Below are 19,161 nucleotides of genomic sequence, written 5' to 3'. Positions count from 1 at the left end.
GGAAGCGGCAATTTTCCTTTTCCCCTCGCTCACTTTATGACGGACTCCGTGCGCTGATTTTCGCCGACAATTTTTCCCGCACTGTTTTTTATCGTAAACCGAATCGACACGTCATCCTGGCCTGCGGGCGTGGCCGTCAGCGTTTTAATCATCGTTCCCGAGTCTGCTGCGATCGTCATCGTCGTCGTGCCTTTTGCCAGCATCTTATCGCGCTGGGTGATGTGCCAGGTCAGACGGCATTCGCGGCACGGTTTCCAGGTGTCGTTGATGGCCCACAGACGCACGGTCGCCGCCGCCCCGGATTGCCACTGCGCAGTGACCGGTTCAATGGACGGCAGAACAGGCTGGTACGCACGTTGTAGCGCGTAAAACCCGGCTTTAGGTTTACGCAGGTAGTCCACCACGCCCCAGTTGATGGAGGGCCAGGTTTCTACAAACATGAAGTGGAACAGGGCCGTCACCGGCTGGTATCGCTGTCGGCGATAGCTTTCCGCCGCCGTGGCCACCAGCTGAGACTGGTACGCCTGAGTATTGCGAATCATCGCCTGAATGTTCTTCCCGCGCGGAATACCGGCAAACTTAAAGGTCTGGAAAGGCTGAAAATTATGGTATTTCCAGACGGTCCAGCCGGGATCGTCAGCGGCGGTCGTTTTTGGCCAGAGCGACGCCGCCGGGATGATGGTTTTTAGCGTCGATAAGCGGGGAAGCGCCTGCGCGCCGAACTCGGTGATGATCCCCGTTTTGGCCGGCGTCAGCAGGTCGCGCACGGTGCCGAAGTACCAGCCCGCCCAGTAATGCTCCTCAACGGCGGAAAAGCGATGCACGATGCGGGAAGTATCTTCGGCGAGCGTGTCCGCCACCCGCTGCGTGAGCTCGCGATTCAGATCTTTATTCCAGTCCGGGAAGCGTTTTTCCATCCACGGCGAATTCCACGGCGGTTCGTTATGCCCGCCCCAGACGATGATGGCGGGGGAATTGCCAAACTGTTCGATCATCTCCCGCGTCTGGCGAACCGCGTTTTTCGTAAAGGCGTCACGGCTGTCGTAGCCCCACTGCAGCGGGACGTCCTGCCAGATCATCATCCCCATCTCATCGGCAACGTCATACAGCGCGCGCCCGGCAACGTGTCCGTGCACGCGTATGGCGTTAGCGTTCATGGTCTCCACCAGACGAAGATCGCGACGGTATTTTTCTCGCGTCATGGTGCTGAGCCAGGGGGAACCGATGTAATTACTGCCCTTAATAAAAAGGCGTCTGTCGTTAATGAGCCAGCCTTTATTGTCGGGCTGCTCAACGATTTTGCGCAGCCCGGTGCGGGTCACCGCCGTGTCCATCAGGCCGTTTTCATCGCGCAATGCCACGCGAATGGTATACAGGTGCGGTTTCCCCGTGCCGACCGGCCACCACAGTTTTGCCTTCGGCATGGGCAGCGTCACCTGCACGGAATGGGCGCCGCTTTCGAGGGTAACCGGAAAGTCAGCCTGATAGCGCTTGCCGCTGAAATTGGCGGGCGTGGCGGTGAGCCGCACGGTCGCCGGGCCCTGACCGAGCGCGCGATAGCGTATCTCCGCCTTTAGCGCCGGACGAGTCAGCCCCTGCGTCCAGTCGGGTCGCAGGATGGTCTCATCAAGGGTAGCGCCCCGGCTAAGATGCAGCCTGACCGGTGCCCAGATGCCGCCCGAGTTGGCGTCCTGTCCTTGCGGCGACCAGGCCCCACCGGGACGCGTGTCATGCTGGTTAAGGATCCCCTTCATGAGCGTTTTATGCAGCGGCCAGACCTTAGTGGGATCTTCGTAAGGGCTGTCGACCCTGACTACGAGCTGGTTGTGACGTTGTAACGCCGAACGGGCATCCAGCGAAAAGCGCTGAAAATAGCCCTCATGCTTGCCCAGCGGCTGGCCGTTCAGCGTCACCTCTGCAAGGTAATCGACGCCGTCAAACACCAGGGTACTCATTACGTCGGGGGGCTGCACGGGCAGGGAAAACGCGTGCTTATACCACAGCGCGCCCTGGTGATCGTACCCGGCGCTGTACCAGTTGGCAGGAACCTGAAGCGGGCGCCAGCCTGATGCAGCAGGATGCGCACTGTCATTTGCGTCCTGAACCTGCCATTCTCCAGCCAGAGACCAGCTGACCGGCGCAGAGTTCGCCACCGTGTGGGGGGCCAACAGGGCAAGAAGCAGCGCGCAGTTGCGAGTCATCATGCGTTTACCCCGCGCGCGGTGAGCCATGCCGTCAGGCGCCGCGATTCCTGGCGAAGGTTTTCATTCAGGGCTGCAAGCTGTTGCCTATCCAGCGCATGAGCGTCGCTTTCCAGCACCTGTAGCTGCTGTGCGAGCGTGCTGAAGTCCAGGGTGACGGCTTCTCCCCGCAGCTTGTGGGCCGCGCGGCGCAGCGCGTCGCGGTCGTCGCTGTCGATAGCTCGGGTGATGGCCTTCATGGCCTCCTCCAGCCCTTCGCCAAACAGGGCCAGCAGCTCCTGCACCAGGGCGGGATCGTCAGCGCACTGCTTCAGCAGGCGAGCTTCATCCGGAAGACCGGAGGAATCTTCGTGGCGCTGAAGCACGCGAGCAATCTCTTCAGCGAGACGCTCCTGGCTGATGGGTTTGGCAATGTAGCCGTCGAAACCCATGTTAAGACAGCGCTCTTTGTCCCCCTGCATGGCGTGTGCGGTCATGGCGACGGTGGGCTGAGCCGGGCCAGGCCGGGACCGTTCTTCTTCACGCAGCAGGCGAATGGCGGTCTCACCGTCCATCTCTGGCATCTGAAGGTCGATCAGCAGAACGTCCCACGCGCCCGCGCGCCAGCGTTCCAGCAGCGAGACGCCATTATCGACGATCTGACAGGTGTGCCCGAGCCGCTCAAGCAGGCGCGCGGCGACCTTCTGGTTAACCAGATTATCTTCTGCCAGCAGGATCCGCAGTCCCGTAGCCCCTGGCGAGGCGACAGGCGCGGGCGTGCTTTCACCCACGGGCGCCGGCGAACGTTCAAACGCGGCGGCAATCGCCTGATGTAATTCATCCTGGGCGATAGGCTTATGCAGATAGTTCTTGATCCCGATCCGCTTCAGCATATTGATATCAAAATGTCGGCTCATGGAGCTCAGCATGATGATATGGCTCTCAGCAACCTGCGGCAGAACTGAAAGCTCAAGGGCCAGAGACACGCCGTCCATATCCGGCATCTGTGCGTCCAGCAGGATCAGCGGCCATACTGTTCCAGCTTTAACCCGGGTGATGGCCTCGCTGGCGTTGTTGACGCAGGTGGGTTTCAGCCCCATCTGGCTGAGCATTGCTGCCAGCAGCCGCAGATTGGTCTCGTTATCATCAACTACCAGCACGGAGTCACCGTTAAAGCGATGGCTATGTGGGCGCTCGCCAGGCGCCAGGGTCTGTGCCACCAGCGGCAGCGAGAACGAAAATTCGCTGCCTTTTCCCGGCTCGCTGGAGACCGTTAATTCGCCCCCCATCGCCGCAACCAGTCGCGCAGAGATGGTTAGACCGAGCCCCGTACCGCCATAGCGGCGTGTGGTTGAGTTATCCGCCTGGCTAAAGGCTTCAAAAATGGCCTTCTGCTTATCTGTCGGTATGCCAATGCCGCTGTCGCGCACGCGAAAACGCCATCGATCCGCGCTATCGTCGGGCTCAACAACCAGGATCACTTCTCCCTGATGCGTAAATTTCAGCGCGTTGCCCAGCAGATTGGTCAGGATTTGGCGCAGTCGCGCGCCGTCGACCAGCAGCACGTCGGGAACGTCGGGCGCAATATCAACCAGCAGCTCGATGCCTTTTTCGCTCGCCCCCGGCATGTGCGGACGAATAAGCGACTGAATGAAGGGGCGGACAGGCACAGGGTCCGTCTCCAGCTCTACTTTGCCGGCTTCGATACGGGAAAAGTCGAGAATATCGTTGATGATATGCAGCAGAGACTGGGCAGAACTCATCACCAGCGTCAGGTAATCGCGCTGATCGGCACTGAGAGACGTATCCAGGCACAGCTGGGTCATGCCAATAATGCCGTTCATCGGGGTACGAATTTCATGGCTCATATTCGCCAGGAACGCGCTTTTTGCCTCATTGGCTTTTTGTGCCTCAAGGGCCGAGGCGAACGCCTGAATTTCAGCCTCTTTGCGCCGCGTAATATCCTGCAGCGTGCCAATCACGCGCTCGGCGTTTCCCTCAATGGAGAGCGTGACCACCTGGCCTGACAGCAGCATCCAGCGCAGTCCTTCGGTAGGATGATGTACGCGAATTTCACATTCAAAGACCGGACGGTGATCCTGCTTCGAAGCGTGCAGCGCCTTGCGCAGCGCTGCGCGATCGTCCTCGTGGACCTGATTGAGGAGAAAACGCACCGGATATCGCCACTGTGTGCGCGACTGGCCCAGCATAGCAAGCAGAGTGTCGTTCACCTGGAGCGTGTCGCCGGAAACCTGCCAGTCCCAGATCCCGATATGAATGGATTCCGCCGTCAGCAGAAAGTCGTCATGCAGCTGGTGGCGCGCGCGCTGCGCTTCATCCAGCTCCGTAATATCGCTGTGCAGGCTGACAATACCGCCGTCCGAAAGCCGCTGATGCTGAACGAAGATCCGCCGCTGGCCTGCCTGCCGCACTTCGCAGTGTTTATCCTGTCGACAGTTGCGTACCACTGACTCCCTCAGCGTCTGACGCAGGCCGGGGTCGACGTTGTAAACGGCATCGATAAAGCGTTCCGCCAGCGCCTCAAGGGTCGTCCCCACCTTCAGCCACGGGGTTATGACCGGATAAAACAGGGCCACGTTGTGATTCCAGGCCTGCAGGCGTTCCCCGCGGTCATAAATCATGACGGCGGCCGGCAGCGCGTTAAGATCGTACGTGAATGTGCTCATCGTGATCCTCCCTACGCGCGGTAGTGCAGTTCTGCCTGTCGGCGAAGGTATTCCAGCCCGGGCGCGATCGCCATGGCCCAGGCCGTCAGGATCTCATCGTCGCACTGCGGATCGCGCAGGCTCACCGCGTTCAACATCGCTTCGCGCCACAGGGCAAAAAATCGCGGGGGGAGGTGGAGACCGTCGTCGCTTTGCTCCCGCGCCAGGCGTTCGAGAAAATCAGGCACGATTAATGCGCCGTCTACCGCAAGCATGGCGAAGAAGCTTTTAAACAGGGTCTGCTGACCTTCCCGATCCGGCAGACGAGAAAAATGCGCTTCAGTTTCGGGTGACATGTGGACGAAGGCGTCATAGAACGTCTGAAAAAACGCGGTTTTTTCATTATTCGGAAAGACGCGGTTCAGGCTGGATTCAAACAGATCGCGATAAAACTTCACGGCGTCCTCCTTAGGGTGCTTTCGCCCGGTAGACAGTGCCCGATGGGCGTGTATTCCTCTGCCAGACGGCGTGAAAAATAGCTCTCTTTCTTCGATCGACGCACGTCAAACAGCGGCCCGGCGTTGTGTTTAAAGAAAAGGGCTTCCAGAACCGTGGCATTGGTTGAGAGGGTTAAGGCAGCGTTGGTATCACCCGTGGCTTCCTGACGGCCCTCGTACCAGCCTTTCTGCGGATCGTTAAGGTGTTTTGTAACCGTCATCAGCACGTCGGTGTACGGGGTGTCCCACAGGGCCCACAGGGCAAAGACTGCCTTGGTCGATACCTGCGCGAAACGGGTGTAGTCCCGGCCATCGTCGCCGACAGAGTTCCAGGCATAGCCATTTCCCCAGACGGTATCCTGAATATGCCAGGGCGCCTGAGAGAGCGAGAAATCCGCCCTGGCCGTCAGGATCTTATCGGTCTCCCAGCGGGTCTTCTGGCTTAGCCAGACGTTTTCTGCCTGCTTGCGCAGACGTTTTTGCAGATCGGCCGCAACGCCTTCGGGCTCCCAGCCAAACTCCAGGCCCGGCAGCATATAGGGAAGGGTGGTAATCAGGGAGGGCTGCCACGTGGTGCGCGGATCCCGGGCATCCACGGCCTGCCGCCGTTGAGAGATGATGACGTGGTTCATCGGCGGCGTAAACGCTTTATCCGGGGAAAAACCCCATAGATGAAACGCCGTCGCGGCGTATTCGCTCTCGCCCAGACGTAGCTCTTCCCGGACCACCGGCTGGCCATTTTGCAGCGAAGATGACCACAGTTCGCCTTCACCGTCGATGACCGGGCAGAAATTCCAGCGCAGGATAATTTTATCGAGGTATTCACTGTACTGTGGCTCCCGCTCAGCGGTGAGGCGCAGGGCGAGCATCAGACGCGCCATGTCGCGCGCGGACCAGCCATTTTTGACGGGGTTGCCGCTAAAATCGATCGGCGCCGCCGTCTGGCTGGAATAGAGCCGGCCCGGCGTCCGGACCTCGGTCAGCGTCAGGCGGTTAAGGGTGCCCATTAGACGGGTTAAACGAGCGTCATACTGGGCGTCATCAATTAGCCCCAGCTCTTTTGCCGCCAGCAGGGCGATAAGCGTATCGCCCATTTGCCAGAGCGTGACGCGGGGCTGTTTGTCGCTCCCGTTGACCAGCCCCGTTTGCGGCTGGGTATTATTGACGAAATAGCGCCAGGCGGTTGCCGCCCATTTCTGTTCTTCCGGCGTCAGGGCAGAGATACGCGCGCTGGAGTGCCAGCCGCCGTTGATGAGCCAGCGCCAGCCTGCTCCCTGATGGCCAAACAGAGCAAAGACGATCGCGCCTGCGAGGAGTAATCCCGCGAGCCCTCTGGCTATGGTTTTAAGCATTGCGCAGTCACCGGTGGCAGTTTAACGGGCTCGTCCACGTTGCATGACGCGCACTGACAGGCCAGACAGGCGGGTTTGGTACGCTGCGTGACGCCGGTCCGGTCGCACCAGCTTTTTACGGCCGGCGTGCTGCTCAGGAACGGGCGACTGCGCAGCGCGTTGTTCTCTTCAAACTGATCGAGCAGCTTTTGATCCCACAGCGATGGGGCAAAATCCTTGCTCTTCGGGTTGTCGGTGTTGAAGGCCAGCAGTTTTCCCTCTTTTTTGAACAGCAGTGCCTCCAGCATGATGCCGTTATTGTTCGCGGTGAACTCCTTGATCGGCCCGTCACCGTTTTCATACAGCCCTTCGTAGTAGCCTTTTCCCTCTTCGTTGGCATTCTCAATGGTGTTCAGCAGGCGGTCGGTATAGGGGGAGTTCCACAGCACCCACATGCCCAGCGCCGCCTTAAGCGATATCGCGGCAGCGTTAGGGACGAACTGGCCTTTATCGGTAATGGTGTTCCAGTTGTACCCGTCGCTGAAGACGGTGTCATAGACGAAGTAAGGGGCTTTATCGAGCTGGTGCTCAGATCGCGCGGTGAGGACGCCGGTAATGGTATAGCGGTTCTCCTGAGCCTGATAAACGCGGTCAGCAAAGTTTTTCATCCACGTCAGGGAGTAGTCGCGCGGGGCGTTATCCCGGTCGGTCGGTTTATCAAAGCCGAACTCCAGCCCGTAGAGCAGGTAGGATTCCGTCACCACGTAGTTATGCTGCGACGTGTTGCGCGGGTCGCGTGTATCGTACGGGACCAGCACGCAGTAGATTTCGGCAAGCTCGTAAGGCTGCGGACGGCTGGCTTTACAGGTATTAAACCCCCACAGCTGGAAACCGGCCGCGCCGTACTCTTCATAGCCCAGCCGACCTTCCTGAACATATTTCGGCTGGCCGTTCTCCAGATAGGCGCCGTACAGCGTGCCGCAGGGGTCGATCGCGTGGCTGAAATCCCAGCCGAGCACCACGTTATCAATGCTGTTGCCGTACTCCGGATAACGCTCTTTGATGATTTTCAGCCAGACCAGCATTCGCCCGATATCCAGCGCCGAGAAGCCAATTTCACCGGGCTTGTTGGTGTAGTCCACTTTCTGGCCGCTGATGGTGTTATAGGCCTTGTTGGGCAGCTCGTTGCGGAACAGTACCAGGGTGTTTAACGTGGCGAGGAATTTTAGCATCCGGCGGTCAAATTCCGCTTTATCAATGATCCCCAACTCGCGCGCCGCCGTCAGGGCGGCCAGATAGGAGGCGCTGTCCCACATGGTGGTGGAGGGGTATTTGTTGACCGCATTCACCAGGCCCGTCGTGGGCTGATAGTTGGAGACGAAATACTGCCAGGCGTTTTTCGCGATGGTCATCTCTCGGGCGGTCAGCTCGCCGCTACGCGGGGAGTAACCTGATGCAGGAAGCTCGGTGTCCGCACGCACGGTCGATAAGGCCAGCCAGCAGATCGTTATTCCCGTGAGCAGGTGGAAAAGGATCGGGGATCGTGGCTTCATGGCGTTGCTCCTGCTGAGGGGGAAGTGGAGAGGCAGGCCAGACAGAGCATCTGGCCATGCGCGATGTAAGACAGACTTTCCAGCACAATGGCATTGGTATCGGCGTCTACGACGGCATTGACGCTGTTGTTGAGATTTAACCCGCGCTGCCAGCCTTTACCCGGCACCTGAAGCGGCAGAACCTGCTGGCGCAGCGCTTCGCTCCAGCTGTTGCGGAACAGGGCGTACCAGGCAAACGCGGTGCGTGTGGAGGTAATCGCCACCTTCTCCGGCACTTCGTCGCGCAGGTTGCGCGCCTGAACCGGCTGCCTGTTAGGCAGATCGTTAACATAATCCGGCGCCGGTTCGGCATAATCCGTGCTGACCGGCGGTTTTGGGGTACGCAGGCTATGACGCCGCTGTTGGATCTGCATAATCCGCCACGCGATTTCAGCGCTCTGCGCGTCAAAGCCCAGCTCAAGGCCGGTTAACAGATAGGGGAGACTGATCAGGGAGGTTTGCTTGCCCCAGGGCGTGCGTAGCCCTTCATCCGGCACCATCACGCCGTCCAGATCGATCATCTTTTGCCCTTCAGGCGGGTTGGTCACCGCGAGGCCTGCCGCGCTGTCAATTAAGCGCAGCGTATGGCTGGCATAGAGCCTATAGCCAAAGCTGTCCCGCTGTTCGTCATCGGTCAGCGTCCAGTGATGGAGCGGCACCGAAGCCTGGCTTTGGGTGTTATTTTCAATCAGCGCCGCGGTGCGCCACACGCTCAACAAATCGCGGATGGCCGCCGCGTGCTGCGGATAGCGCCACAGCAGGGTCTGTAATGCCGTCAGCAGCCTGCTCAGACCGATTGCGGAGACGTCAGGTTTGCCCAGAATCTTGAGTGTGTCAGCATGGTAATACGCGGCAGGGAGGCCTCGCTCGTTGAGCGGCAGCTGCCCCAGCGTAAACAGGGCCGTGCTGACCCTTTCGTCAAACTCATCGGTGGAAATGATGTTGAGCTGCTGTGCGGCGGCAGTCGCAAACAGATAGCTCCCCACGCTCCATAGACTCAGCCACGGTTCACCGTCGCTGGCGTTCGCCAGGCCGTTTGGCTGGGTATTATTCACGTAGTATTGCCAGGCGACCCGCGCCCAGATGGCTTCGTCATAGGTCAGCGCCCGTTTCGCAGGCAGCGGTGGGAAGTCTTTACTGAGCGCGATGCCGCCGCTGCTTTCCACACGCGTGGGCATCTGTTTCTCCACCCAGACCACAATGGCAAAGCCGAGCAGGAACCCGAGCAAAATGGTGAGGTAGCTGCGAGCGGGCAGCAGGGCATCACGTATCCTCATTGGGTGACCTCGTCCTCTTCAGCGGGCGTCCACATGGCCGCGAAAATTAGCGGCAGCATGGCGGCGATGTTCACCCCTCCCCAGAAAATATTGATGACGTAGCCGGAGGGGTCGTCCACCTGTCCACGCGCCACCTGGATACCGCCCCAGACGAGTCCTGTCAGGGTCAGCACCACGATGGCTATCTGCGGCTTCACCAGGTAGAGAAAGCGGCCCGTCTGCCGCTCTTTTGGCGTAACGTGAAATTTGATCTGCTCGCCCCGCAGCACCGTATTGAGCGCGCGCAGGTTCATGGAAAAGAAGGAGAGGTAGGAGGCCCTGCCGTCCCAGGCCGAAATCCCCCATGTCCCGAACATAAAGGCCAGTTCAGAGAAAATAAAAAACGGGAGAAAGTGGAGATAAAACGGCGTCGACCAGGCGGATACCGGCGGAATGCCTGTGAACAGATAAATTATGGGTGAAATCAAAAACACCGTGTTCCACACGCAGGCCATGTACGACCAGAAGGTGGTGGCATACATCAGCGTCTGGGGTAGGGAAAGCCTGAAGCGGCGACGGCTGAAGATGTTGTCATGGAACAAAATATCCAGCGAGCCGGCGGCGTACTTAAAGCGCTGGATCATCCAGGTCAGCATATCCTGCGGAGAGAGCATCTTCGACTCCACCCGCGGGTGCATGACCGAGCGCCAGCGTCGCGCGGCGTCACCGTGCAGCAGCACCGAGGTGTAAATATCTTCCGAGACGTGGAATTTGTAGGGCGTTAGCTCAGTGTCAAACGCTACGTGCGGGCGCATTGCCTCCTGCAGCGCTTCCCGCGTTTCGTCATCGCGAATATCGCGCGTATGGCGATGGATCTCCTCTTCGACGGACCAGACATAGCTGCGCAGCGCGGCCTGCATGACCGCTTCGCGACGGTGGATGGAGGCCGCACCGCAGCAGAAAGCCGCGTTCGCCCAGTTTCGCCGCCGCAGGATCACGTCATAGAACATGCGTGGATCGTTAAAAAACGGGTCGCGGCCTATCGTGACCGGGCCAACACACTTTTGAATCAGCCAGCCCAGACCGTAGCCCACTTTTCCCGCTTTCCGCTGGCCCCAGCGTGACAAATTTTCACCTTCCGGAAGATCGAAGAACCACTGCGGCGTCTGCACCCAGGCCACGTCCGGATCGCGGAAATAGCCCAGCGTATGGCTGAGCAGGGTGGGAAATACCCGGGTGTCGGCGTCGCAGATGACAATAAAATCGCCGTCAGTTTGCTCAAGGCCATTACGCAGATTACCGGCCTTAAAGCCGATGTTGGTCTGTCGACTGATGTAATTGACGCCTTCCTCATCGCAAACGGTTTTCATCTCCGGGCGACGGCCGTCATCAAGCACGTGGATCCGGTAGTCAATCGGATATGGGTAATCCATATTCAGGGCATCGCGAATGGACAGCCTGACCAGTTCGGTATCTTCCGAGTAGGTGGCAATGAACAGATCCACTTTTACAGGACGAGGTTCTACGGCCTCTTCTGGCGACAGGCATTCGTTAATTTCGCCAGGCGGCGGGCACTGGGGAGGATCCTGTTCTTTCCATAAATTGATGGTAAACAGCACGGTGCCGATCCACGCCAGCGTTTCGGCGAGAACCAGCGGTATGGCGTACCATAACGCGTCCGTATTCAGGGAGGAGGTCCAGCGCCAGTAAATATAATTGGCGCCCAGAATAAGCGCCGCGACCGCTAACACCTGCCAGGTCATCATTACCCAACGCGGTGTTGTTAACGGCTCCGGAGGACGACGATGTTCAAAACGGGAAAAATAAAAATCCATAGTTCCGGCGTTCCTGATTCCGTGAAAATGCAGACCCATTCTGCTGCGCAGACAGTTGCCCAAAAGAGAAAGAAAATAGCGATTAAACAAGATTTAAGATAAGTGTAGAACGCCGAATAAAAGTGTCCAGCCGCGTTTTTATTAATATGTAGCAGGGGTTAATTCAGCTTTAATTCTGCTTAATATGTTTCATCTGTCGCCGATAAATTGCAGTTACTATTCCTTTAGGCTATCTACTTTATTTAGACCTTAATGTTCGTTTTCAGGCAAAGGACACCCTATGAGCCATGTTGCGCCGTCCATCGCGCAAGAAGATGCCGCTAAATCAATAGCATGGCGTTATGCTGTTGCAGGTGCCCGGGATCTGAGAATTGACTTTATGCGCGGCATTGCCCTCGTCATGATGGTCGTGGCGCATACGGAGGTAATGTCGGTATTTAATATATTCTCCTGGGAGCGCTTCGGGTTGACCACAGGTGCTGAAGGGTTTGTTATTCTCTCGGGGTTTATGCTGGGAATGCTGAATCGCGCGCGTCTGCAAAAAGTGGTTTTACTCACGGTTTCCTGGGGGCTTTATCTCAGGGCGTGGAAAATATATCGCGTAAATATCATTGTCATAGTGTCATTTATTCTTCTGGCCTATATCCCACATATTAATATTTTCGAGGTTACCCATTTTACCGACCGTTTTTCGGGGCAAAGCTGGTCGCTTTATCCTGTTACGCCGCAGATTAAAGAGACCTGGTTCAACATTATTCTCTATTTGCAGATCGGCCCCCATCAGACGCAAATTCTGGGACTGTATATCTTTTTGCTGCTCTTTAGCCCCCTTTTTTTAGGGATGTTGCAGAAAGGGAAAGTCTGGTGGCTGTTAGGGCTGTCGCTGCTGGTGTACGGCCTGTGGCAGAGGTGGCCGCTTCGGCTGACCCCGTCGGAGTTCGAATTTGCCTTTCCGCTGCTGGCCTGGCAGTTCATCTTTGTGCTGGGCATGGTCAGCGGCTGGTATAAAGTCGAACTGATCTCTTTCGCACGCACGTCAGCAGGTAAAGTGGTGGTGGTTGCGCTGGTGATGGTGGCGCTCATTCTGGGGTTCGTTGCACAGAACCATACCAACCCGTTTATGCCCCCCGCGCTGCTGATGCATGTGATTCCGCCTGATAGCTTCAATACCTTTTATCACACCTGGGCGGCGAAGAATGGGCTGGGCCCGGTGCGGGTGCTAAACGATATCGCCCTGATGGTTACCGTCTACCTGGTGCTGACATATTGCTGGACGCCGCTCAACCGCCTGCTGGGATGGTTCCTGATCCCGCTAGGCCAGCACTCGCTTTATACCTTTATTTTGCATGTGTACGTAGTGCTGCTGGTGAGCCAGTTCATCACCTTCGACTTATGGCGTCACGCCTGGATAGAGAACACGTTAGTGCATGCGGCGGCACTGGGTATTTTGTGGCTGATGGCAAAATACGACGTCGGCGCACGCTGGATACCTAACTAAGGATGGCGGTTATGCGCGAAAAATGGCTTCTGGCGGGCGTGCTGCTCGCCGCGATCCCCGCCGCAGAGGCGGCACAAAGCAATGATAAAGAAACCCTGCGCGATAAGAACGGTGAACCCGTTCAGGCAGGCGTGTTTACCAGCCGGTGGGGGCGTTTGTTCTCGGGAAATGACAAGAAATTTTCAGGGGCTCTGAGCTTCAGTTCAGGGCTGAAAGAGCAGATGGTGAGCGTGCCCAATAGCTCGGACAGCGCCGCGCAGGAGAAAAAAATTAACCAGACGCTGAATCTGAGTCTTCAGTATTCCCCGTACAGCTTCTGGTTTGCCAACATTACATCCCGGCTGCCCGTCAGGGATACCAACCGCTACACCGCGGACTTTCGCTATAGTTTCGGCTATGACGACTGGCATGCAAATACGTTTAGTCTGGTTTACGGAAACTACGGCGATAACCACTTCTGGACGTCGGGTAGCAGGAGACATACCTATTTCGAACAGGGTGCATTTACGCTGGCCTATAAGTTTTCCTTGCCCAAACCGATAGAAAATTCGCTGCTGATAAACAAAGGGGATTCCATTATTTGCCAGGTCGGGTACAGCTGGGTCCCGCGCTACTACGATCTCAGCAGCGATGACATCCGCAAAAATAAAAACGTCATGCTGGGCGGCTGCGGCTACACCTTCAAACAACATTTCTTCGTTCGTGCGACGGCATTCTGGTTTCCGGACAGCAGCCAGCAGCAGCCCTGGAACGGCGATTACAGCTACAGCTTTGGCTACGCGGGCTATACGCCGGGATCGTTCTCTGTTCAGTACGCTAACTATGCGGGGACGCGCTATCCGGGGCACGGCAACGGTAACGCAAAATTCAGGGAAGGGACCGTGAGCCTCATCTGGTTCTTACCGCTATAGGAGGGATACATGTCGGCTCTGCACGTGTTAATTGTTGAGGATTCGCTGATTTATCGTCGTCTACTCTCCCGGATGCTCACCCAGTGGGGGTATCTCGTGAGCGAGGCGGAAAATGGCGTCGCCGCGCTGGAAATCTTGTCCAGTCAGCCGGTTAGCATGGTGATAAGCGACTGGGAAATGCCGGAAATGGACGGACTTACGCTCTGTCAGACGATCCGTAACCGTCAGTTTGGCCACTATGTGTATATCATCCTGTTGACGGCCCGCGAGAATGCCGGGGACTTGACGCAGGGGTTTGATGCCGGGGCGGATGATTTTTTAAGCAAGCCCGTTGAACAGGCTGAACTTCGGGCGCGGCTCCACGCCGGGGTACGTATTTTGACGCTGGAGGCGACTCTCGCGGCGCATAACAAGCGCCTGAGTGAAGCGTTACATCAGATTGAAAAAGATCTTGAACTGGCGGCGCGCGTTCAGCACTCGGTGCTGCCTTCACACCGCTTACGCTATGGTGACTACTTCTCCGACTGGCTTTTCCTACCGTCAGCCTGGGTCTCGGGCGATGTGTTCAATATCTTTCCGCTGGATTCCCATCTGGGATTCTATTGCGTTGATGTCTCGGGTCACGGCGTGGGGGCCGCGATGATGTCCCTCGCGGTGGCTCGCCAGTTTTTACATGGCCGTGTGGTGGATCGCTTTCTGTTTACCGATGAGGGCGGTATTCAGTCACCTGCGGAGGTCGTCAGGATGTTGAACAGCCGCTTTTGCAGTGAAGAGAGCGACATCACCAGTTATTTCACGCTCATTTACGGCGTGATCGATCCAGAGAGTGGTGAGGGGTTGCTGTGTCAGGCCGGGCATCCCACTCCCGTCATTGTGAACGCAGACAGCGAAGTCACGTCCGTGGGCGATGGCGGCCCGCCGGTCGGGCTGATCCCAGACCTGAGCTGGGAGGACGTTGCGTTTACCCTCAATCCGGGGGATCGCTTATGCTTATTCAGTGACGGTATTACGGAGTGTGAGAACGTCAGCGGCGAACAGTTTGGCCCGCAGCGTCTCGAACGCTGGCTTCATGAGCATGCCCGGCTCCCGGTTGACCAGCTCCTGCCGCGGTTTGGTGACCACCTGACCGACTGGCGCAATGCAAATCGTGATGAACCCATCGCCTTAACCGATGACGTGTCACTGCTCGTGATTGAGCGTCAGGGAGAACAGAATGATTATTAACACCGAACGACTACCGCATGCCAACATTCTCACGCCCGCAGTCCGGCGGCTGGATGCCTCCGTTGCCGCGACGTTTAAAGCGTCCGTGACGGAGGAAATTGGCAGCGATCGTAAAGCCTTAATCGTCGACTTTAGCAAAGTGGATTTTATCGACAGCAGCGGGCTGGGGATGCTGGTGTCGTTGTTCAAGCTGATGAATGGAAAAGGCGAAATGGCGCTGTGCTCCCTGAACCCCGGGATCATGAACATGTTCACCCTGACCCGAATGGATCGCATCTTCCGCATCTATCCGGATAAACATAGCGCGCTTGCGCAACTGGGGCAGTAGATGCAGAGGCCGGATCAGGCTGAATTTCCGGCGGCGATCGCGTCCCTGACGCCGCTGTCCGGCTGGCTTGGCGACAGGTTGAGCGCGCTTCCCGTCGATGATGAGTGGCGTTTCGCCTTCGATCTCGCCGCCTGTGAAGTGGCGACGAACATCATCCGCTACGCGCTTCACGAGGATAACTCGCGCGTCTTTCGCGTCCAGTTCGACGTCCGCGGCAATGACGTCTGCGTTGTTTTCAGCGACGCGGGTGACGCGTTCCCGCAGGAGCGGCTTGAGGCCGCCAGGCGAGACCGTTTCTGCGAAATGTCGCCGCTGCTGGAGAGCGGCAGGGGGCTGATGCTCATTTTGCTGAGCGTCGATCGTTTCACTGTGAAACGCGTGGCGGGTGAAAATATCGCCACGCTTGAAAAGAAAATAAGCGTATGACCTGTGGGCCATACGCGCGTGATTTTCTCTATTTTTTAGCGGCAAACAGCTCCGGCGCCCACGGACGCGGATCCACCTCCATAAACGGCGCGCGCTCGAAGCGGTCCTTCAGCGCCCACGGCACCGTGCAGTCGAAGATCGTCTTGCAGGAAATGCCGTTGCCGCGAATCGAGGTGCTGTAATCCGGCGACTGGGACGGATCCAGCTGGTGGCCGCGGATCCCCGGAATATTGGTGATGCTCACATCACCCTGCATGCGCGTCGTCATTGCCCACAGGATGTCGTCGCTGTCGAAAATATCCACGTCTTCGTCGACAAGAATAATGTTTTTCAGCTCCGAATAGGTGGCCAGGGCGATAAGCGCCGCCTGGCCCTGGCGTCCTTCGTCTGACGGCTGGCGTTTTTTCACCTGCAATATTCCGAGGAACTTGCCGCCGCCCGCGGTATGGGCATAGACGTTTTGCAGGAAGCCCGGAATCGCCTCTTCAACGGCATTACGGATGCTGGCCTCGGTCGGCAATCCGGCCAGCGTGGTATGTTCTTCCCCCGGCCCCACCAGCGTTTGCAGGATTGCGTGGTTTCGCATAGTCACGGCTTTCACTTTGATCACCGGCAGGGAGGGATTCGCCTCGCCGCAGTAGCCCGGGAACTCCGGCATCGCGTGGCCGGTGTTGGTGTGCTGATCCTCTCTCACGCGCACGCCCGGAAGCAGTTCGCCCTCGATGATGATCTCCGCCCGCGCGATGGCTTTCTCTTTGACCGCCACGCCCTGCACCAGCTCGACCGGCTGCTGACGCAGCGCCCCGGCGACGCCCAGCTCGTTATAACCAAACGGCGTGGTGGGGGCCTCAAAGCACGCGCCGATATAGATGGCGGGATCGAGTCCCATGTTGATCGTCACCGGCAGCGGTTTTCCGGCATCTTCCGCCTTTTTGCGGAACACTTCGATGTGGCGCCCGGCGGCAAGGAACATGGAAAGCTCGTCGCGCTCCTGCACGCAGAGGCGGTGGATGGTGACATCCGTCAGCGAGCTGTCTTCCGGATCGCTTGCCAGCACCAGCCCCAGACAGAAGAACGGACCGGCATCAATCGGCGTGTTGGTCGGAGCCGGAAGCAGCTTGCGCAGATCGAAGTCAGGATCGTCAGCGTAGAAGACCTGCTCCTGACAGGGGGCCTGTGTGGCCGGAACGACAACCGGCGCAACCGGCTTTTTCACCGCCTGGCCGACGTGTTTTGCCAGTTCAGAGGGCTCGCAGCCTAACAGAAGCGCCGCGCGCTCGCGGCTGGCGTGCATGCCCACCAGAATGCGGGAGTGCGGATAGCCCTTAATGCTGTTGAACATCATGGCCGGGCCCGTGCGGGTTGGGCGTTTGACCGTGCCGCCTGCGCCGATATGGCGATAGACACCCGCCAGCTCCGCGTTGGGATCGACCGGACGATCGGTTTCAAGATAGTGCCCTTCGTGGCGCTGCAGTAAGGCGATGGCGCTGCGGAGATCGTTAATCTTGTTTTCCATATTTTTCTCCCTTTGGTTGAATACCTCCATTTTTATGGCAATGGCTAATAGCATCAATTGCATCATTACTGTTAAATTGATAAGTAAATCCATATCAATATAAGGAGGCGTCTCGTGCAGTTTCGTCAGATGCGCCACTTCATCGTCGTGGCCGAAGAGCTCCATATGCACCGTGCCGCCGAGCGTCTGAACATGGCGCAACCGGCGCTGAGCCAGCAGATAAAATTCCTGGAGGAACGTTTAGGCGTCACGCTTTTCAGCCGGGCCAACCGCCGCTTGACCCTGACTCCCGCGGGCGAAGCGTTCCTGGTAAAAGCCAGGCTTGCCATCTCGTTGACCGAGCAGGCGGTGCTGGACGCCAGACAAACGGCACGGGGCGAGCAGGGGGTGTTAAACCTCGGGTGCGTGTCGAGCGCGATGTTCGACGGCAGGCTGCCCGCCGCGCTTCGCCAGATGCACAGCCGCTGGCCGGCCATTACCATGTCGCTGATGACGGGAAACGTGCAGACGCTCTATGCTGCCGTGCAGAGCAATCAGCTCGATGTCGCCATCATCCGCGCGCCGCTGCCGTCGCTGCCGGACGATCTGCAAAGTCGTCCGTTCACCTCGGAGAAAACGGTGCTGGCGCTGTATCGTCAGCATCCCCTGGCCGGGTCCGCTGCGCTGACACTTTCGTCGGTGAAAGACGAAAAATGGATCTCCCTGCGCGACCCGGAGGGAATGGGGCTGGAGCAGTATTTCTATGACGCCTGCAGCGTGGCGGGCTTTCAGCCGGACGTAGTGCAAAACGCGACCGACGTGCCTACGGTGATAAGCCTGGTTTCGGCAGGGTTTGGGCTGGCGCTGCTGCCCGCGTCGGCAAGGGCGGTGAGCGTCGAGAATGTGGTTTACGTGGACATTCTCGACCGGCTGCGGGAGAGCGAACTCACCCTGGTTTGCCACCGGATTATTCGCTCAGAAGTGCTTAAAAAGTTTCTGGTTACCCTCGATCACACCTGACGTCCGGCGGCCCGCAGCAGCTGTTCACGCAGCCAGGCATTTGCCGGATCCTGGCTGTTTTTCGGGTGCCAGTACATGTTGATGGTAATTGGCTGGAGCGGCAGCGGCGGTGGGAAAATATCCAGCGTGCTGGCGAACTGTCGCAGCATCCGTTCCGGCAGGGTACAGACCAGGTCGGTACCGGCAACCAGCGGTGGCGCCATGGCGTAGCTCTGGGTGGACATGGCGACGTGTCGCTGATAGCCCAGCCCGGCAAGGGTTTGGTCGATAAAGCCGGTAAAGGGATCTCCCGCCGACGACACCACCAGATGGGAAAGCGCGCAGTAGCTTTCCAGATCTAACGGACCTGTTCCGCGCGGATGGCCTTTACGCTGGGCGGTGGCAAACGCGTCGTCGAGGAGTTTGCGCCTCACCCAGCCGTCATGAGCGCCCGCGCTCACGCCGATGTAGATGTCCACATCCCCGTTTTCCAGCTGCTGCGGCAGGTCAGCCATCTCCGGCAGGGCGAAGCGCAGGCGGATGCCGGGGGCGTCGGTTCCCACCTGGTTAAGCAGTCCGGTACCGAGCATCAGCGCCGGGTTCTCATGCAGCGCGATAACAAAGGTCCGGCTGCTGGTTTGCGCATCAAATGCCGTGGGGGCAAACATCGCGCTGATGCCGCGCAGTACGTTCGCCACCTGCGGCTTGAGCGCTTCCGCTCGCGGCGTGGGTAATACCCCGCGTCCATGCGGGGAGGGAATGAACAGCGGTTCGCCAAACAGCGAGCGCAGACGCGCGAGACGGGCAGACAGCGCGGGCTGGCTGATGCCCAGCCGAGCGGCCGCATGGGTGATGTTCCTGTCCTGAAGCAGGGCGTCCAGCGTCAGGAGCAGGGCTATGTCCATGTCAGATATCCGCGTCAT

The 19,161-nt window shown here is 58.3% G+C and carries 15 protein-coding genes; 6 read left to right on the top strand and 9 right to left on the bottom strand.

The features are described from left to right. Positions 1-29: 29 nt before the first annotated feature. Genes AC0TOY_RS16140 through AC0TOY_RS16110 form a run of 7 tightly spaced genes read right to left on the bottom strand, consistent with a single transcriptional unit; the run spans position 30 to position 11,357 of the window. Complete coding sequence (locus tag AC0TOY_RS16140) at positions 30-2,201, bottom strand: glycoside hydrolase family 2 protein (RefSeq protein ID WP_407860001.1); 2,172 nt, start codon at positions 2,199-2,201, stop codon at positions 30-32. Then, positions 2,201-4,867 carry a hybrid sensor histidine kinase/response regulator gene (locus tag AC0TOY_RS16135; protein ID WP_407858571.1) on the bottom strand — a complete coding sequence of 889 codons (2,667 nt, stop codon included), beginning with the start codon at positions 4,865-4,867 and terminating at the stop codon, positions 2,201-2,203. The genes AC0TOY_RS16140 and AC0TOY_RS16135 overlap by 1 nt, the downstream gene beginning before the upstream one ends. 11 nt (positions 4,868-4,878) lie before the next feature. Next, positions 4,879-5,304, bottom strand: a complete 426-nt coding sequence (locus AC0TOY_RS16130; RefSeq protein WP_028013202.1) for a globin family protein — start codon at positions 5,302-5,304, stop codon at positions 4,879-4,881. Beyond that, positions 5,301-6,695: a DUF3131 domain-containing protein gene (locus tag AC0TOY_RS16125; protein WP_473722149.1), complete on the bottom strand. Its 1,395-nt coding sequence runs from the start codon at positions 6,693-6,695 to the stop codon at positions 5,301-5,303. The genes AC0TOY_RS16130 and AC0TOY_RS16125 overlap by 4 nt, the downstream gene beginning before the upstream one ends. Further along, complete coding sequence (locus AC0TOY_RS16120; RefSeq protein ID WP_090416880.1) at positions 6,680-8,227, bottom strand: DUF3131 domain-containing protein; 1,548 nt, start codon at positions 8,225-8,227, stop codon at positions 6,680-6,682. The genes AC0TOY_RS16125 and AC0TOY_RS16120 overlap by 16 nt, the downstream gene beginning before the upstream one ends. Continuing rightward, positions 8,224-9,543 (bottom strand): DUF3131 domain-containing protein, encoded by a 1,320-nt coding sequence (locus tag AC0TOY_RS16115; protein ID WP_090416882.1) that lies wholly within the window; start codon positions 9,541-9,543, stop codon positions 8,224-8,226. The genes AC0TOY_RS16120 and AC0TOY_RS16115 overlap by 4 nt, the downstream gene beginning before the upstream one ends. Continuing rightward, positions 9,540-11,357: a glycosyltransferase family 2 protein gene (locus AC0TOY_RS16110; protein WP_473722148.1), complete on the bottom strand. Its 1,818-nt coding sequence runs from the start codon at positions 11,355-11,357 to the stop codon at positions 9,540-9,542. The genes AC0TOY_RS16115 and AC0TOY_RS16110 overlap by 4 nt, the downstream gene beginning before the upstream one ends. Positions 11,358-11,637: 280 nt before the next feature. On the opposite strand from AC0TOY_RS16110, the gene opgC reads away from it, so the two are divergent. Genes opgC through AC0TOY_RS16085 form a run of 5 tightly spaced genes read left to right on the top strand, consistent with a single transcriptional unit; the run spans position 11,638 to position 15,744 of the window. After that, positions 11,638-12,855: an OpgC domain-containing protein gene (opgC, locus tag AC0TOY_RS16105; RefSeq protein WP_473722147.1), complete on the top strand. Its 1,218-nt coding sequence runs from the start codon at positions 11,638-11,640 to the stop codon at positions 12,853-12,855. Between the two features lie 11 nt (positions 12,856-12,866). Next, entirely contained in the window at positions 12,867-13,766 is a 900-nt protein-coding gene (locus AC0TOY_RS16100; protein ID WP_090418176.1) for a hypothetical protein, read from the top strand. Positions 13,767-13,775: 9 nt separating this feature from the next. After that, positions 13,776-14,990 (top strand): PP2C family protein-serine/threonine phosphatase, encoded by a 1,215-nt coding sequence (locus tag AC0TOY_RS16095; RefSeq protein ID WP_024908545.1) that lies wholly within the window; start codon positions 13,776-13,778, stop codon positions 14,988-14,990. Beyond that, on the top strand, positions 14,980-15,318 hold the full coding sequence (locus tag AC0TOY_RS16090) for an STAS domain-containing protein (protein ID WP_024908544.1): 339 nt from the start codon (positions 14,980-14,982) through the stop codon (positions 15,316-15,318). Before AC0TOY_RS16095 ends, AC0TOY_RS16090 begins: the two co-directional genes overlap by 11 nt. Next, positions 15,319-15,744: an ATP-binding protein gene (locus AC0TOY_RS16085; RefSeq protein WP_090416888.1), complete on the top strand. Its 426-nt coding sequence runs from the start codon at positions 15,319-15,321 to the stop codon at positions 15,742-15,744. A gap of 28 nt (positions 15,745-15,772) precedes the next feature. Here the strand turns inward: AC0TOY_RS16085 and AC0TOY_RS16080 are convergent, their stop codons facing one another. After that, the gene (locus AC0TOY_RS16080; RefSeq protein WP_090416890.1) at positions 15,773-17,260 is read right to left on the bottom strand and encodes a UbiD family decarboxylase; all 1,488 of its coding nucleotides are present in this window, start codon (positions 17,258-17,260) and stop codon (positions 15,773-15,775) included. A 114-nt stretch (positions 17,261-17,374) separates the two neighbouring features. On the opposite strand from AC0TOY_RS16080, the gene AC0TOY_RS16075 reads away from it, so the two are divergent. Continuing rightward, positions 17,375-18,259 carry a LysR substrate-binding domain-containing protein gene (locus AC0TOY_RS16075; protein ID WP_473722145.1) on the top strand — a complete coding sequence of 295 codons (885 nt, stop codon included), beginning with the start codon at positions 17,375-17,377 and terminating at the stop codon, positions 18,257-18,259. On the opposite strand, the gene AC0TOY_RS16070 is transcribed toward AC0TOY_RS16075, so the two are convergent. Then, complete coding sequence (locus AC0TOY_RS16070) at positions 18,250-19,161, bottom strand: LysR family transcriptional regulator (RefSeq protein ID WP_473722143.1); 912 nt, start codon at positions 19,159-19,161, stop codon at positions 18,250-18,252. The two genes, AC0TOY_RS16075 and AC0TOY_RS16070, sit on opposite strands and share 10 nt — an antisense overlap.

The organism is Enterobacter sp. PL_is379 (assembly GCF_055817355.1).
Note: the sequence above shows the minus strand (reverse complement) of the source record. Positions and strands in the feature narration are given on the sequence as shown.

What these genes read in the sequence shown, in the direction of transcription:
- AC0TOY_RS16140 (WP_407860001.1), bottom strand. Translation starts at nt 2,201, where the DNA reads ATGACTCGCAACTGCGCGCTGCTTCTTGCCCTGTTGGCCCCCCACACG.
- AC0TOY_RS16135 (WP_407858571.1), bottom strand. Translation starts at nt 4,867, where the DNA reads ATGAGCACATTCACGTACGATCTTAACGCGCTGCCGGCCGCCGTCATG.
- AC0TOY_RS16125 (WP_473722149.1), bottom strand. Translation starts at nt 6,695, where the DNA reads ATGCTTAAAACCATAGCCAGAGGGCTCGCGGGATTACTCCTCGCAGGC.
- AC0TOY_RS16120 (WP_090416880.1), bottom strand. Translation starts at nt 8,227, where the DNA reads ATGAAGCCACGATCCCCGATCCTTTTCCACCTGCTCACGGGAATAACG.
- AC0TOY_RS16115 (WP_090416882.1), bottom strand. Translation starts at nt 9,543, where the DNA reads ATGAGGATACGTGATGCCCTGCTGCCCGCTCGCAGCTACCTCACCATT.
- AC0TOY_RS16110 (WP_473722148.1), bottom strand. Translation starts at nt 11,357, where the DNA reads ATGGATTTTTATTTTTCCCGTTTTGAACATCGTCGTCCTCCGGAGCCG.
- opgC (WP_473722147.1), top strand. Translation starts at nt 11,638, where the DNA reads ATGAGCCATGTTGCGCCGTCCATCGCGCAAGAAGATGCCGCTAAATCA.
- AC0TOY_RS16100 (WP_090418176.1), top strand. Translation starts at nt 12,867, where the DNA reads ATGCGCGAAAAATGGCTTCTGGCGGGCGTGCTGCTCGCCGCGATCCCC.
- AC0TOY_RS16095 (WP_024908545.1), top strand. Translation starts at nt 13,776, where the DNA reads ATGTCGGCTCTGCACGTGTTAATTGTTGAGGATTCGCTGATTTATCGT.
- AC0TOY_RS16090 (WP_024908544.1), top strand. Translation starts at nt 14,980, where the DNA reads ATGATTATTAACACCGAACGACTACCGCATGCCAACATTCTCACGCCC.
- AC0TOY_RS16085 (WP_090416888.1), top strand. Translation starts at nt 15,319, where the DNA reads ATGCAGAGGCCGGATCAGGCTGAATTTCCGGCGGCGATCGCGTCCCTG.
- AC0TOY_RS16080 (WP_090416890.1), bottom strand. Translation starts at nt 17,260, where the DNA reads ATGGAAAACAAGATTAACGATCTCCGCAGCGCCATCGCCTTACTGCAG.
- AC0TOY_RS16070 (WP_473722143.1), bottom strand. Translation starts at nt 19,161, where the DNA reads ATGACGCGGATATCTGACATGGACATAGCCCTGCTCCTGACGCTGGAC.